Genomic DNA, 14,713 nt, shown 5'->3' with positions numbered 1-14,713 from the left:
GTTGCTTCAAACAATGCCTCATCATGTTCCAAAGGAACTTCATTATGTAAAAAAAGCATTTATTAAATATGAAGATGGCATTCGAATGGCTTTTAAAAAGAGCTACTCAAATGCACGATTGGAAAATCTTCACACTCATATCAAAACACTGAAACGCGTCTCTTATGGCTTTCGTAGCTTCTCAAATATGAGAACACGGGTATTTTTAATGAATGGTTTAATTCAATACGCATAAAAAAACATTGGGGAAAGAATTTCTTCTTCCTCCAATGTTCATAGGTGACACTATCAGTCCGATTTGACAAAGTGCCAAAATAAGTTGTTAATAAAAATATCTTGATGATTTTCATTTATTATGAATTTCATCAAGATATTTTATTCGTTATAAACTATTTAAAGAGCATTTATGATTTTTTTAACGATAACCCCAACTATATGGGCGTGGATTTTGAGTAGTTGGAGCTAAATAAATAGTTAACCAATAGTCACTTTTCTCTTGATAATTTACTTCTGGTAGCTGATTTTTATTTCTTTGCTCCGAACGATGTTCAGTCTGATAATCGGTCAAATAAAAGCCTTCATACTGATAATAACTCGGAACGATGACACCTGGCGCATATAACGGTAATTGGGCATTGATTCCAAATGTTATCTTCGTATAAGCTAGCTCAGATTCCACTGCTGAAGAGACAACGGCATTGAGATTCCCATCAGTTTGATGGTTTAAAGTGATATAGCCCTGCTTTGGAATCACTAGATTTGAAGTTTCATTTAAAATCATTTGCTTAACATTTAAAGTTCCCTTTTTCTGATAAATATAATAGATTGTTTCATCCTTAGTTACTTTTTCAATTTTAATAGGATCCCCTTCGATTCCCATTTGCATATCGTTTCCTTCTATTTGATAAGCATTCGCAATATAGCCTTCTATTTCAGGAATTGTCTGTTCGTAAGCCGTCCCTTTTATTACTTCTGTTTGCGTATTTTTTTGGAATTCTGTTTTATCTAAATAAACATATTTTTCAGTAATCATAACTGAATCTGGATTCACTAAGAGAGCATTTGAACTTGCTTGATGCTTAATATCCGTTTTATCTCCCATTTCAGAAACAATTTTTCCCATTAATGTTGTTTGGATTTGATTAGCTTCAATAAAAGAGTCATCTTCTATCTCATACTGCAAGGTAATTTCAGCTTTTCCAACCTCACCAACTGAAACAACTACTGTATTCGTTTCTTGACGATATTCAAAGGGAACCTGCACACCATTAACCAACAGACTACTTTCTTTCATTAGAATGCCTACTGGTAATTTAATCTGAATATCCGCTTCATGTAAAATTGCTTTCGTTTCAGAAGGTGTAATAATTGTTTTTATAGGTACTGTTGATTGCAAAGTAAACTCAGTTGCATTAGTTACCAGCTCACTAGATGATAAAGTAATAATAGGAATATCTAAATCAATAGATAGCCCAAAAAATTCTAGCCCCATCGCATCTCCAGTCCCAGTTGTGATTGACACTTGTAATCCATCCATTCCAGGCGGAAAATAATTCAGGTTCACAAAATCTAAATTAATAATATCTGTATTACCATACTGCCTTGCTGGTTGACGAGTTGTTACATTTTTTGAATTATAAGTAGTAGCACCTCTAAAAATATCATCAATAGGTCTCATATCATCCCAATAGTATGATTCTTTTATTATGGTTCCATTTTTTAAAGCATCAACTGTTAAAGTATCTCCTGCCGAACTGGCAATTAACTCACCTGCAACAGCACCATTGACAGTTAGTGCTAAATTCCCTGTAATATCACCATGCTTTTTAATAGGCAAGCGGTCTTTATCTATCATATAAGTTCGTTTAGTAGCAGGTCCAATACGCGTTTCTCCAAAAAAAGAAAGCTTTGCCTTTCTAAAGCTATCTAAATGAGGATCTTCTTCAATATAAGCAATATTCCAATTGGCATAGGCATCTCTTGCTGTCGATTGTTTCCCCATTGTAATATTCTTTCCCCAATATGTACCTGCTCCTTCTTGTTGCATAAATTCAGTAATATCATACACAACATCTTTCACACCATCATCAATTTTAAATTTCCCGCCTGAAGGTCCTAAAATAAAAGTTTCATCTCTGTTAATTGGTTGAGATTCTGAAAATGAAAGGTATGCCTTAACTACATTTGCTGTAGCACTTTTAGGAATATAGTCCATACTGCTACTACTAAATGTAGTTGGATCATTATCCACATCAATATATTCAATCCATGTATGCCATTCAGGAACTCCTGCACCTTTATTGTTTGAATTCCCCAGAGTACCAACTGAATATTTACCTACCGAATCAAATAAAACAATTCCTCCATTTGTCATATCATGCTGTGGAACAGAAGAGGATAATATTATGTCACTTCGAATTTTTTTTGGCTGAGCCTCTTCTGCCTGAATTGAGTTTTTTTGCACCACAAATAGGATGCCAATTAATAAAAATACAAGTGCTGTCTTTTTCATTTCTGTCGCCTCTCAGTATCTAAAAGTATTCATAATTCAAACAATTATAATTAGTGAAAATAAAGACTATTTATTATTTATTTCTGACACTTTTTCTAGTAATTATTATATTTTATCTATTTTTCTATATGTATCCTAGATTACTATGACTATTAATTTATCACCTTCATTTGCTTAAAAAATCACAATATATATTTATTCAATACCAAATTCGCAACAAAAAAAACATATTTTTTAGCATATTTAACGAAATTCCGAGTATACATACAAATTTTAATGATAAGCATACTATCTATGCTCTACTAGAATACACTGATATCATTGAGCGTGTCAACACAATCATTGTTCTTTCATAGAAAAAAACTCGGAATCCTATTCTCAACAACAAGATTGATACTAATGAAATTTGATTAATATTAGCCTGACAATAGATACTTTATTTCCGACTATTTATTTTTTTATACTTTACATACAAATCTGTTATTCTATCATTTTTTATAAAGCTCTTGCTGTTAAAAAATATATGCAACTAAGGTAGTTATCAATCTTAAATATATGATTAGCAAGCAATTTGGTCATTGTACTAATCACGAGGCTTCTATTATTTTCAATACAAACCTATAAATTATCCTTGCTCTGCAACTTTACCTAATAAAATTCTTTCCAATCTAGTTATCTCAAACAATGCACATACATTTGGAACATTATAAACATAAAATAAAAGTTAGTCTTGAATTTAAAGCTAATTTTTATTCATTTCTTCTTTTTATTCAGCTACTAAACATCTCAAGATTACTATCCAACCAAAAATGTAACATCTTCTCACATGGCAATGAAACAAGTTTCTTGCATCTCCCTATCTTTTTTTTTACACTAAGAAAGTAAATTAGGAGGGGATTAGATGAAAAAACAAGCTTTAACAAAGTTATCATTTATTTTTGCGTTGTTATCTTTAGCATTCATTTTAAATGCTTGCTCACAAAAAAAAGAAACTACAGGCACTTCTGATGATAGAAAATATATCATCGCAACTGATACAACCTTTGCACCATTTGAATTTGAAGATACCAACGGAGAATTTGTAGGTATAGATATGGACTTATTAAACGCAATTGCAGAAGATCAAGGCTTTACTTTTGAAATAAAACCATTAGGATTTAATGCAGCTGTTCAAGCATTAGAATCCAACCAAGTCGATGGTGTAATTGCTGGGATGAGCATTACAGATGAACGAAAAGAAAAATTTGATTTCTCTGATGCTTATTTTGATAGCGGTGTTGTAATGGCTGTTTCCGAAAAGGAAAAAAACATTTCCTCTTATGCAGATTTAAAAGGAAAAAATGTTGCCATTAAAACAGGAACAGAAGGTGCAACATTCGCGAATTCGATTAAAGATAAATATGGTTTTACAACAACGACATTTGATGATTCAAGCAATATGTATGAAGAAGTAAAATCTGGTAACGCTGTTGCAACCTTTGAAGATTATCCAGTGATTGCTTATGGGATTAACCAAGGTAATGGACTGAAGTTGGCTACTGAAAAAGAAGCTGGTGGTCAATATGGTTTTGCAGTGAATCAAGGGGAAAATGAAGCCCTTATTAAGATGTTCAATGAGGGGTTACAACATTTAAAAGATAGTGGCCAATATCAAGAAATTGTTGATAAATATCTTGCAACACCTGAATCAAAGGCTAGTGAAACGGGTTTTATTGGTCTGATTAAGGAAAACTACAAAAAATTATTAGATGGCTTAGGAAAAACACTACTGATTACGCTAGTTTCCATTCTTTTAGCAGCCATCATTGGGATTTTATTTGGCTTACTAAGTGTAGCTCCAAACCGCGGCTTAAAAGTCATTGCAACGCTTTATGTTGATTTAATGCGTGGCTTACCTTTAATTGTATTAGCATTCTTTATTTATTTTGGCATTCCAAGCTTAACAGGGATTCGTTTATCTGCAACGATTGCTGGGATTACGACCCTAAGTTTAAATGCAGGTGCTTATATTGCTGAAATTGTTCGTGGTGGGATTAACGCTGTTGATAATGGACAATTAGAAGCTGCGCGAAGTCTAGGTTTACCATATGGAAAAGCCATGCAAAAAGTTATTTTACCACAAGCAATCCGTATGATGATTCCATCCTTCATTAACCAATTTGTCATTACATTAAAAGATACCTCTATTTTATCTGTTATTGGTTTAGTGGAATTGACCCAAACAGGAAAAATTATTATTGCTCGTAATTTGCAATCATTTGATATGTGGCTGATTATCGGGTTAATCTATATTATTGTCATTACAATTTTAACAAAAATCTCCAAGCAATTAGAAAGGAGAATCCAAAATGGCTAAATTAAAAGTAACCAATTTAAAGAAGAGCTTCGGCTCATTAGAAGTTCTAAAAGATTTAAACCTTGAAGTAAAAGAAGGTGAAGTACTTTGCCTGATCGGACCTTCTGGTTCTGGAAAAAGTACCTTTCTTCGTTGTATGAATCAATTAGAAGCTGTTACAGCTGGTCATGTCATTATTGATGGACAAGATTTAACGAGTACAGAGACAAACATCAATCAAGTGCGTCAAAATATTGGCATGGTGTTTCAGCACTTTAATCTTTTCCCACATTTAACAGTGGCTAAAAATATTACACTTTCTCCAATCGAAATTAAAGGTGAAAATAAAGAGCAAGCTAATCAAAACGCTCTTCGTTTGCTAGAAATAGTTGGCTTAAAAGAAAAAGCAGATGTTTTCCCTAGCTCTTTATCAGGTGGACAAAAGCAACGGGTGGCAATTGCCAGAGCACTAGCTATGCAACCAAATATTATGCTATTTGATGAACCAACAAGTGCCTTAGATCCAGAAATGGTTGGCGATGTTTTAGCTGTTATGAAAAAATTAGCAAAAGATGGGATGACAATGATTGTTGTTACTCATGAAATGGGCTTTGCTAGAGAAGTAGCGGATCGTGTTATTTTCATGGATGGCGGTTATATTGTAGAAGAAGGTAGTCCAGAACAAATTTTCGATCACCCTACTCAGCAACGAACAAAAGATTTTCTAGATAAGGTTTTATAGTAAATAGCCTAAGCCGATATTTTTTCGGTCTAGGCTATTTCTTTCGTTTAAGACTACAATTATAGAGAATTTTGTATCACAGACCATACTTTCATCTAATCTAGCTAGCCACAATTTTGTTTATTAGGTATACTAAGAACAGAGATGATTTCGTATTGAGGTGAAAAAATGGCAAATATTCAAGAAATTGCAAAACTAGCTGGCGTTTCTTCAGCTACTGTTTCTCGTGTAATTAATCATAAACCCCATGTTAGCTCTGAAACAAGAGCACATGTTCAACAAATTATTAATCAATTAGATTATGTCCCAAATATTAATGCTGTTTCTTTAAAAAAAGGTGCCACAAAAATGCTCGGTATTGTTGCACCTACATTCTCTGATTCTCTTGGTACTTTCTTAAAAAATTTTACGCTAGCTGCACAACAAGGCGGTTATAATGTCACATTGTTTTTAACAGGTTTAGATAAACAAAAAGAATTAGAAGCTTTTGAACGATTACGAAATAAACAATTAGATGGCTTAGTCCTTGTGATTCGTTTAAATGAATGGGATGTTTTAGAATCTTATGCTAAATATGGGCCAATTGTAACCTGGCAAAGGGTTGAAGATCGGAACATCCAATCTGTTTTTATGAATCAATATGATGGCTATATGTTGGCATTAGAGCATCTCTATGAAAAAGGCTATCGAAAAATAGTCAATGCTTATGGAAATACTGCTGGGCTAAATACAAAAAGTCGAGAAAAAGCTTATGCCGATTTTTGTCAGAAGTACGATTTAAATCCCAATGAGTTTAAGCACTTTTACAATCAAGGTCATATGTCAGAAGGGGAAACGATGGCTCGCTGGTGGGTTGATCAAACTCATAAACCAGATGCTTTTGTCATGGCAACAGATTATCTTGCTTCTGGCTTAGTAACTGAAGCAAAACGTCTTGGCTTATCTATTCCACAAGATTTTGCTGTTGTTGGATTTGATAATACGCTGGTTGCACACCTGTTAGATTTAACGACGATACACTACCCAATTGGTAAACAAGGCGAAAATGCCTTTATTATGATTGATAATCAGCTCTCCAAAAGAACAAATCCATTAGAAGCATTATCTTTTCACTTAGTTGAAAGACTAACCACATAAAAAGCATTCGAGTCTATTTCCTCGAATGCTTTTTTATGACTTAATTACTCTTCATTAATTCCGTTACATAAGCAACTGTTTCTGGCTGTGTTGCTTCAATTTCTTTAATTTTATCAGCAAATTGTGGTAAATGCTCTTGATGTGCAATCAACAATTCATCTAATAAGGTTTTCGCCATTGTTCCACCAGGAACTAATGGGTTGATTGTAAAGGCATGCAATGCTGCACCATAATCCCCATCAATTGCTGCACGAATCACTGTTTCTTCCATCCCCTTCATCACTTGAATAATACCACGTGCTGCTGGTGGGAATGTTCCCCAATTATACGGCTCTGGACCATGCCCCGTCACAGGACCTGAAACCTCTACAATACAGTCATATGGCAAATCAGTAATCGTTCCATTGTTTTCAGTACTAACAACCATATCCGTACGTTTATCATTTTGAATAGACGCAATTAACTCACAAGCTGCATCACTATAATGTGTCCCACCACGTTGCTCTAACTCTTTTGGTTTATAATCTAATTTTGGATCCTTATAAAGTTCAAACAAACGAGCCTCTGTTGCTTTTACTACTTGCGCACGCGTTTTTCCTTCTTTAAATTCTTGAACTGAATGCGCCAACATTTCATCTTCAATATAATAATAACGATGGTAACCACATGGTAGTAAGCCTAAATCTTTAATTTGTTCATAAGGGAAAGGAACATCATGAATATTTTTCAAATGACTTTCTGACTCACTTTCCGGGCCATAAATTAAGTCAATTAATTCTGCTGTCCGTTCGTTGCCTTCTTTATCCCAAACACGATGCCAATGAAAATGGTTAATCCCAGCAAATTTAAAGAATAAATCCTCTTCAGGAAGACCTAATTTTTCTGCTGCTTGTTTTCTATGCCCAATTGGTACATTACATAAACCAGCTGTTTTTTTCCATCCACCATGTTTAATCGCTGCTTCAGTAACCATTCCAGCAGGGTTTGTAAAATTCACAAGCCAAGCATTAGGACATAGTTCCTTCATATCATTGATAATATCTAAAATGACAGGAATGGTACGAAAGGCTTTAAACATTCCACCAGCACCATTTGTTTCTTGTCCTAGCACACCATGTGATAAAGGAATACGCTCATCTTTAATCCGAGCATCTAATAGCCCAACACGGAATTGCGTTGAAACATAATCAGCATCCTTTAATGCTTCACGGCGATCTAAAGTTAAATGAACTGTCCAATCAAGCCCAGCTGCTTTTACCATACGTTTTGCCATTTCGCCGACAATTTCCAATTTTTCTTTACCTGCTTCAATATCTACCAACCAAATCTCTTTAATAGGTAATTCATCTTTACGTTTAATATAGCCCTCAATTAATTCTGGTGTATAACTTGAACCGCCACCAATTGTAACAATCTTTAATGCGTTTCTTGACATAAGCTTACTCCTCCTATTTTAAAAGCGTTTTCATTCCTACAACCACACTATATCCTATGTAATGCATTACAGGTCAAGAGTCAATTTGAAATTCATTTTTTAGATAGGTACTAGTGCCTGTTCGTTTTCTAACGCAACTGAAAAATTTTATTGTCATAGCTGTTGTTTAGATAAAAGTTTGTTTGATTAAAAATGACAATTCTTTGCTTTACTTTGAAGCATTCTTTTTTTGCTAACTTCCTTTTAACAGAAACAAAACAGCAAGTAGTTGTATCCCCTTGTTCCTTTGGCTTATCTGACAATTAACAAAAAAATAAAACCAATCAAACAATGAGGTAATATTTTTAAATGAAAACAAACTGAAAAACCGTATCATATCAGCAAAACGCTACACATAAAAACAGTTGACTTCTTCGGCTATAAACGACACAATAGCACTATGACATCACTCATCAGAAATTTTAATAGGAGGTCATTCTTATGATTGATAAAAAAAATAAAAAGTTGGTAAACAAATTAATGCAAGCTGATCCCCACATAAATCCTACAGAAAAAATTTATGAAGCTGTTTTAGGAACACTTCAAGCAACATTAATAGGAACAACAATTATTAAAAAAGGAATTTTTATTGCAACAGATCAAAATTTATATTTTTTTAGAAAATATTTTTCTGGCTATGAGTGTGAAGTCTTTCCGTATGAAGAGATTACATTTAAGGATATTGGCAATCGTTTATCTGGTCATCGCATTATATTTTATGCTAACCATACAAAAATTGTTATTTCACAAATTAAATCTGGTGATATCAAAGGCTTTATGGAGCGTTTAGAAAAACAGACAGTAACTGAAGCTAATGAGAATCTTACTGAAAATACATATGAGCTTATTTTAGACGAGGAGAAAGGAAAATCAATCGTTGAGTATCTAAAAGCACTAAAGGAATTAGTTGAAATGGATATTGTGACGCAAGAGGATTTTAATGAGGTAAAGAAAAAAACACTAGGTTTACCCTCAAAAAAAGCATGAGTACATTCTTAAATAAGAATGCTCACGCTTTTTTATTTAATCTTCTAGATGAGCTGTTCCATTCCACAACTCCAATGAGAACTGCTCATTTTCATAAGTTAAAATACTGATACTAGTATTGCTTAATGTCCCTCTTTTACGCAGATTTTCAAGCTTTTCACCCAATAGAGTTTGAATCGTTGCTAAAATAGTCACACCATGAGCCACAAATAATAAATCAGCATTAGGATGCTGATTTATCGCTTTTTTGACAACAGCAGTTGTTCGTTCAATCAAAGCTGTATAAGTCTCGCCACCAAATGATACAGGATGATATTTTTCAGGCTGATGACGCAAATTATGAAATTGTTCAGGATGTAAAGCCTCTGCTTTTTTAAATTCCTGTCCCTCAATTTGACCAAATCCTAGCTCTTTTAAACCATCTTCCAAAGAAAGAACAGGTGATGATTGATGTGCTTCTAAAATATACAAAGCAGTGTCATGAGCTCTTTTTTGCGGACTTGCATAAATTTGTCCAAAAGGAATTTCTTTTAAGGCTTCTCCAACTGCTTTGGCACCCTCAATTCCTTCTATCAACAAAGGAGAATCTCCATCTTTCCCTTGAAATCTATTTTGTAAATTCCATTCAGTCCGTCCATGTCTCACAAAATATAACTTTGTCATCTTAGCCACATCCTTATTCGTTCTCTTTCACCTCTATTATCTTACTTTGAGCTTAAGATTTCAACCAAACAAAAAAACATCAGCTAAAAAGCTAGCTGATGTTTTCCTTTGAACGAACTTCATGCCAATCACCATGAGGTAAATAAACACTTTCTTTAGCAAAACGTGCATCATTTTCAACAACATAGTGATAACAATAAGCAACACGTTCATCGCAATAAGCTTGTTTTGTTTCGTTCCATATATAAATCTTAGTAAAGCGACGCTGATACTCATTTTTTGTCATATCTTCCCCATAAAAATGCTCCATTTTATCCATTGCAGTGATTGTTTCCTGAAAAGATTTTAATTCAAATACTTCGCCGTAAACCCAGTCATCACCTGCTAAAACAGCTGGATAACCTTTATACGGTAAGTCATAGAGTTTTCCTTTAATTCTTCCAGGTAATCCTGTGCCAAAAATTTTTCCGGCCAAATACTGCTGATGATTATGCTTTCCCACCATTAAGCTACCATATGTGAATAAAGGTGCATTACTTGTTTCTGTCATTAATGAATGGCGCCCCCAATAACTTTTAAATCTTCTTTCCCTGAAAAGTCCACAATTGCACCAATAGCAGCTGTTAAACCTTTTGTCATATCTGCCAAGCTCATATAAGGCATATTGGCTTTTTCTACAACTTGTTCTGGAATAAATGGTACATGAATAAATCCACCTACAAGTGAAGGATATTTCGTATCAATTAAATATTGCACTTGATACATAATATGGTTACAAACAAAAGTTCCTGCTGTATTTGAAACGACACCTGGTAAACCAGCCTCTTTAATCGCTGTCACCATCGCTTTAATTGGTAATTGTGTAAAGTAAGCAGGTGCACCCTCTTCTTGAATTTTCACATCAACTGGTTGATTGCCTTCATTATCCGGAATTCTTGCATCATCTATATTAATTGCCACGCGTTCTGGTGATAAAGCAAATCTTCCTCCTGCTTGTCCCACATTCAATACAGCATCTGGTTGATGTTGCTCAATAGCTGCTGCAACGACCTCTGCTGCCTTACCAAAAACCGTTGGAATTTCTAATTTAATGATTTCAGCACCATGAATTTCATCTGCCAAACCTTTAACCGCCTCTAACGCTGGGTTAATCGGCTCTCCCCCAAATGGATCAAAACCTGTTACTAAAATTTTCATGCTTATCATCCTTTCTCTTCATCTATATTGTAGCACTATTTCCTTAATTTTTACTTTAAAATGCCCATAGATACATCAATGCAATATGCACAATAATCATCACAAATGCAATTGGTGCTTGCTGTTTAATCACAGCATTACGATCTTTAATTTCTAGTAAGGCAACTGGTAAAGCATTAAAGTTGGCAGCCATTGGAGTCAGCAATGTACCACAGAAACCTGCTGTCATTGCCAACGCTCCAGCAACAATAGGGTCGCCTCCTTGCATCATCACAAATGGTACACCAATTCCTGCGGTAATCACAGTAAAAGCAGCAAAGCCATTCCCCATAATCATTGTGAAAATAACCATACCTAAAACATAAGCAATGACGCCTACTAAACGATTTCCTTCAGGCACAACACTAGAAATACCTGAAGAAATCACTTCACCAACCCCAGCTTGTGTGAAAATCACACCTAATGCTGCTAATAGTTGTGGTAAAATCCCAGCAGTTCCCACTTGTTGAATCATACGATCAGCATCTTCAACTATAACAGTTGTTTTTGGCTTGGTAATAAAAATAGCAATTAATAAAGATGCAATTGCTGCAATACCAATTCCTACTTGACCACCTAGTGGCGTAAATTGCGCGACCAATACTGCAAATAGTGCCAAAGACACACAAGGAAGGAAAATCCAGTTGCCAATTTTTTCTGATGACGTTTGTGCTGCCTCTTCATCCACTTGCGCAATCCGTCCGATTCTCACTTGCTTAAAGCCAGTCAATACACCCATCACTAAAACCAAAGCACCATTTACCATACCTGGAATCACATTGCCTAAAGCAAAAATCACACCTAAAATTAACCAAAACAAAGCTGTTCCCATTCGTGTTGGATGTGTCTCATCTCTAAATACTCGAACAGAAGTCATCATCAACATTAGGCCAATCAAAATATAGAAGAACTCTAATAAATTATTAATCAATGCCTCCATTATTTAGCTTCCCCCTTTTGCATTTCAGTCTGTTGTTTACGATATTTTCTTGTCATTTTACGGTCAAATAAAAAGTTTGAAATTGCAACAACAACAAAAATAATGAATGCAATTGGAATAGAAGCTTGTGCAACTGCAACTGGTGAAACTTTATAGCCTAAGCTATCCATTGTGCTAGCAATTAATAAAATTCCTGATGCTGCGATAAAAGTATTTTGAGCAAAAAAGTTCCCAAAATTTTCGACAGCTGCCGCACGAGCTTTTAATTTATCTTCATCTTCTTTTGAAACCTTACCATACTTCGTTTCAATTGCTGCTTGTGCCATTGGATTCACTAATGGTGCAACAAATTGTGTTTGCCCTTGAATACGAATGCCAAAGAATCCTGCAAATTCACGAATAAAAAGATACAGGGTTAAAAAACGACCGGCTGTTAAGCCTTTGATTTTCTCAATTAAATGTACTGAACGTTGACGCATTCCAAAGCGTTCAGATAAGCCAATCATTGGTAGGGTTAATAAGAATAAAGTTACCAAACGATTATTTACAAAGGCATCCCCCAATAAAGTCAAAAAGTCTACAAAAGAAATATCTGACACTAGGGCCGTTGCTAGTGCTGCAACTAAGACAACAGCGATTGTATCAAACTTCAAAATAAAGCCAACTAATATAATAAGAATCCCGATTAATTTAATCCATTCCACTAAAATTCCCCCTAAAAATATAATACCTATTAGTATAGCGAATTTTTTCCTTTTTTTCAATGCATATCACTATATCCGTATAAAAAAACAGCTACCTATTTTAGGTTAGCTGTTGTCAGACTATTCCCAATTTTTCTGAATAAATTGATCTCTTCCTGAACCTGTTCGATAACGACGATAATGCTCAGGATTCTTTTTATAAAAGTCTTGATGATAGGTTTCAGCTTCATAAAACGGACTTTCAGCTAAAATTTCTGTCACAATTGGTCGCGTAAATTTCCCACTATTTTCTAAAGCCTCTTTTGATTTCTCTGCTATTTCTTTTTGCTGCTGCTGATGATAAAAAATTACAGGACGATAGGAATCTCCCCGATCAGCAAATTGACCACTAGCATCAGTTGGATCAGTCTGCATCCAATAAATTCCCACTAATTGTTGATAAGAGATCTGGCCTGAATCATAAATAATTTTAACAGCTTCAGTATGTCCAGTAGTACCACTACAAACCTCTTCATAGGTTGGATTTTCAGTATGTCCTCCTGTATAACCCGAAATAACTGCCTTAATGCCTGGCTGTTGATCAAAAGGTTTGATCATACACCAAAAACAACCACCTGCAAAAATTGCATAGTCTTCATTTGTTTCCATTTTTAACGCCTCCTATTATCAGATTTGTTCAAAGTATAGCATATTTATAGAGAAAAAAAGAAAGGAGAGATGTAGTGCGCCCCCAAAGTTAGACCAAAAAATCTATCTTTGGGGGCGTATTTAAATTGGCAAAATATGATTATGCATTCAAGAAAAAAGTAGTAGAAGCTTATCAAAATGGAGCAGGAGGTTATCCAACGCTGGCGAAGCAATTTAATATCTCTTCGTTTTCTACTGTTCACAAATGGGTCAAAACAGTAGAAAAATTTGGATTTAAAGCACTTCGTCGAAGGAGAAATTACCAACATTACTCTTCCAAATTCAAGCAGGATGTCATACACTATTATTTAACTAGTGGTGACTCTTATCTGACTGTCGCGTTGAAATATGGTCTGCCAAATGATGCCTTAGTCCTGGCTTGGCACCAGAAATTTCTACAAACAGGCATACAGGGTCTTTCACCAAAACCGAAAGGAAGACCTTCTATGTCAAAGAAAAAGAAACCGATTCAGGCGAAAAAAATACAAACACGTGAACAAGAATTAGAACATGAGAATGAACTATTGCGGGCAGAACTAGCCTTCATAAAAAAGCTCCGTGCTTTAGGAATGAATATCCCGGAACGACTCAAGAACGAGATGCCCGAATCATCCACGAACTCCGAAAAAAATTCCGATTAACAATCTTACTTGAAGCAACAAAATTTCCTAAAGCGACATATATGTATTGGCAAAAACGGTTTGAGCGAAAAAATCCCAACCAAAAATTAGAAACCCTGATTAAAAAAATTTTTGACGAACACAAAGGAAACTATGGTTATCGTCGTATTCAACTTACATTAAAAGAAAAGGGCTTAAATGTAAACCAGAAAAGAATTCGTCGTATTATGTGTAAGCTTGGCTTAAAAGGTACAAAATTTATTCGTAAATCACGAAAATACAATTCGTATAAAGGGACCGTTGGTCCGTTAGTGAAAAATCGTCTACATCGCCGTTTTTACACTTCTGTCCCTCATCAAAAACTCACGACAGACACGTCTGAATTTAAGTATTATGAACGTGATCAGAGAGGGAATATCCAAATTAAAAAACTCTATTTGGATCCTTTTCTTGATTTATTTAATGGTGAAATCTTGTCTTACCGTATTTCTAAACAGCCGAATGCAAAAGCAATTCTTGACGCACAAAAAGAAGCAATTGATAAAACGCAAGATTGTCCTTATCGACGCACCTTTCATTCCGACCAAGGTTGGGGTATCAAATGAAGCAGTACAAAAAACAATTAGCTCGTCACCATATCTTTCAAAGTATGTCTCGAAAAGGAAATTGTTTTGAC

15 protein-coding genes are annotated in these 14,713 nt (G+C 34.7%); 7 read left to right on the top strand and 8 right to left on the bottom strand.

The annotated features are described in order from the left end of the window. Positions 1–235, top strand: a 235-nt coding sequence (locus BMW29_RS13540) for a transposase (protein WP_143047353.1), incomplete at its 5' end; no start/stop codon positions are given. A 180-nt stretch (positions 236–415) separates the two neighbouring features. On the opposite strand, the gene BMW29_RS13535 is transcribed toward BMW29_RS13540, so the two are convergent. Then, entirely contained in the window at positions 416–2,512 is a 2,097-nt protein-coding gene (locus BMW29_RS13535) for a hypothetical protein (protein ID WP_092654271.1), read from the bottom strand. 901 nt (positions 2,513–3,413) lie between these two features. On the opposite strand from BMW29_RS13535, the gene BMW29_RS13530 reads away from it, so the two are divergent. From BMW29_RS13530 to BMW29_RS13520, 3 genes are all read left to right on the top strand, one after another. Beyond that, positions 3,414–4,868 (top strand): amino acid ABC transporter substrate-binding protein/permease, encoded by a 1,455-nt coding sequence (locus BMW29_RS13530; protein WP_092654269.1) that lies wholly within the window; start codon positions 3,414–3,416, stop codon positions 4,866–4,868. Beyond that, positions 4,861–5,589: an amino acid ABC transporter ATP-binding protein gene (locus tag BMW29_RS13525; protein WP_092654267.1), complete on the top strand. Its 729-nt coding sequence runs from the start codon at positions 4,861–4,863 to the stop codon at positions 5,587–5,589. The genes BMW29_RS13530 and BMW29_RS13525 overlap by 8 nt, the downstream gene beginning before the upstream one ends. Positions 5,590–5,757: 168 nt before the next feature. Further along, positions 5,758–6,726, top strand: coding sequence for a LacI family DNA-binding transcriptional regulator (locus tag BMW29_RS13520; protein ID WP_092654266.1), 969 nt, complete (start codon positions 5,758–5,760; stop codon positions 6,724–6,726). A 40-nt stretch (positions 6,727–6,766) separates the two neighbouring features. Here the strand turns inward: BMW29_RS13520 and BMW29_RS13515 are convergent, their stop codons facing one another. Then, on the bottom strand, positions 6,767–8,161 hold the full coding sequence (locus tag BMW29_RS13515; protein WP_092654264.1) for a 6-phospho-beta-glucosidase: 1,395 nt from the start codon (positions 8,159–8,161) through the stop codon (positions 6,767–6,769). 480 nt (positions 8,162–8,641) lie between these two features. Here BMW29_RS13515 and BMW29_RS13510 point away from each other — a divergent pair, with 480 nt between their 5' ends. Next, on the top strand, positions 8,642–9,187 hold the full coding sequence (locus tag BMW29_RS13510; protein ID WP_092654262.1) for a PH domain-containing protein: 546 nt from the start codon (positions 8,642–8,644) through the stop codon (positions 9,185–9,187). 36 nt (positions 9,188–9,223) lie between these two features. On the opposite strand, the gene BMW29_RS13505 is transcribed toward BMW29_RS13510, so the two are convergent. The 6 genes from BMW29_RS13505 to msrA all read right to left on the bottom strand — a co-directional run bounded on the left by BMW29_RS13505 (position 9,224) and on the right by msrA (position 13,378). Further along, positions 9,224–9,850: a histidine phosphatase family protein gene (locus BMW29_RS13505; protein ID WP_092654260.1), complete on the bottom strand. Its 627-nt coding sequence runs from the start codon at positions 9,848–9,850 to the stop codon at positions 9,224–9,226. A gap of 91 nt (positions 9,851–9,941) precedes the next feature. Next, positions 9,942–10,400, bottom strand: a complete 459-nt coding sequence (locus tag BMW29_RS13500; RefSeq protein ID WP_092654258.1) for a gamma-glutamylcyclotransferase family protein — start codon at positions 10,398–10,400, stop codon at positions 9,942–9,944. Continuing rightward, positions 10,400–11,047 (bottom strand): pyroglutamyl-peptidase I, encoded by a 648-nt coding sequence (pcp, locus tag BMW29_RS13495; protein ID WP_092654256.1) that lies wholly within the window; start codon positions 11,045–11,047, stop codon positions 10,400–10,402. The genes BMW29_RS13500 and pcp overlap by 1 nt, the downstream gene beginning before the upstream one ends. Positions 11,048–11,102: 55 nt before the next feature. Further along, positions 11,103–12,026 (bottom strand): DUF979 domain-containing protein, encoded by a 924-nt coding sequence (locus BMW29_RS13490; RefSeq protein ID WP_092654254.1) that lies wholly within the window; start codon positions 12,024–12,026, stop codon positions 11,103–11,105. Then, a complete protein-coding gene (locus BMW29_RS13485) occupies positions 12,026–12,730 on the bottom strand; it encodes a DUF969 domain-containing protein (protein ID WP_092654252.1) in 705 nt (234 codons plus the stop codon). Before BMW29_RS13485 ends, BMW29_RS13490 begins: the two co-directional genes overlap by 1 nt. A gap of 120 nt (positions 12,731–12,850) precedes the next feature. After that, the gene (gene msrA, locus BMW29_RS13480) at positions 12,851–13,378 is read right to left on the bottom strand and encodes a peptide-methionine (S)-S-oxide reductase MsrA (RefSeq protein WP_092654250.1); all 528 of its coding nucleotides are present in this window, start codon (positions 13,376–13,378) and stop codon (positions 12,851–12,853) included. Between the two features lie 125 nt (positions 13,379–13,503). On the opposite strand from msrA, the gene BMW29_RS13475 reads away from it, so the two are divergent. Both BMW29_RS13475 and BMW29_RS13470 read left to right on the top strand, forming a co-directional pair. Further along, entirely contained in the window at positions 13,504–14,058 is a 555-nt protein-coding gene (locus tag BMW29_RS13475) for a helix-turn-helix domain-containing protein (RefSeq protein ID WP_092654112.1), read from the top strand. A 41-nt stretch (positions 14,059–14,099) separates the two neighbouring features. Then, entirely contained in the window at positions 14,100–14,642 is a 543-nt protein-coding gene (locus BMW29_RS13470; protein ID WP_092654110.1) for an IS3 family transposase, read from the top strand. Positions 14,643–14,713 lie beyond the last annotated feature (71 nt).

It is taken from the genome of Isobaculum melis, assembly GCF_900111355.1.
GTDB classification, from domain to species: domain Bacteria; phylum Bacillota; class Bacilli; order Lactobacillales; family Carnobacteriaceae; genus Isobaculum; species Isobaculum melis.
Note: the sequence above shows the minus strand (reverse complement) of the source record. Positions and strands in the feature narration are given on the sequence as shown.

Bases quoted from the DNA above. Each gene is read 5' to 3' on its own strand.
- BMW29_RS13535 (WP_092654271.1), bottom strand. From the start codon at position 2,512: ATGAAAAAGACAGCACTTGTATTTTTATTAATTGGCATCCTATTTGTG.
- BMW29_RS13530 (WP_092654269.1), top strand. From the start codon at position 3,414: ATGAAAAAACAAGCTTTAACAAAGTTATCATTTATTTTTGCGTTGTTA.
- BMW29_RS13525 (WP_092654267.1), top strand. From the start codon at position 4,861: ATGGCTAAATTAAAAGTAACCAATTTAAAGAAGAGCTTCGGCTCATTA.
- BMW29_RS13520 (WP_092654266.1), top strand. From the start codon at position 5,758: ATGGCAAATATTCAAGAAATTGCAAAACTAGCTGGCGTTTCTTCAGCT.
- BMW29_RS13515 (WP_092654264.1), bottom strand. From the start codon at position 8,161: ATGTCAAGAAACGCATTAAAGATTGTTACAATTGGTGGCGGTTCAAGT.
- BMW29_RS13510 (WP_092654262.1), top strand. From the start codon at position 8,642: ATGATTGATAAAAAAAATAAAAAGTTGGTAAACAAATTAATGCAAGCT.
- BMW29_RS13505 (WP_092654260.1), bottom strand. From the start codon at position 9,850: ATGACAAAGTTATATTTTGTGAGACATGGACGGACTGAATGGAATTTA.
- BMW29_RS13500 (WP_092654258.1), bottom strand. From the start codon at position 10,400: ATGACAGAAACAAGTAATGCACCTTTATTCACATATGGTAGCTTAATG.
- pcp (WP_092654256.1), bottom strand. From the start codon at position 11,047: ATGAAAATTTTAGTAACAGGTTTTGATCCATTTGGGGGAGAGCCGATT.
- BMW29_RS13490 (WP_092654254.1), bottom strand. From the start codon at position 12,026: ATGGAGGCATTGATTAATAATTTATTAGAGTTCTTCTATATTTTGATT.
- msrA (WP_092654250.1), bottom strand. From the start codon at position 13,378: ATGGAAACAAATGAAGACTATGCAATTTTTGCAGGTGGTTGTTTTTGG.
- BMW29_RS13470 (WP_092654110.1), top strand. From the start codon at position 14,100: ATGTATTGGCAAAAACGGTTTGAGCGAAAAAATCCCAACCAAAAATTA.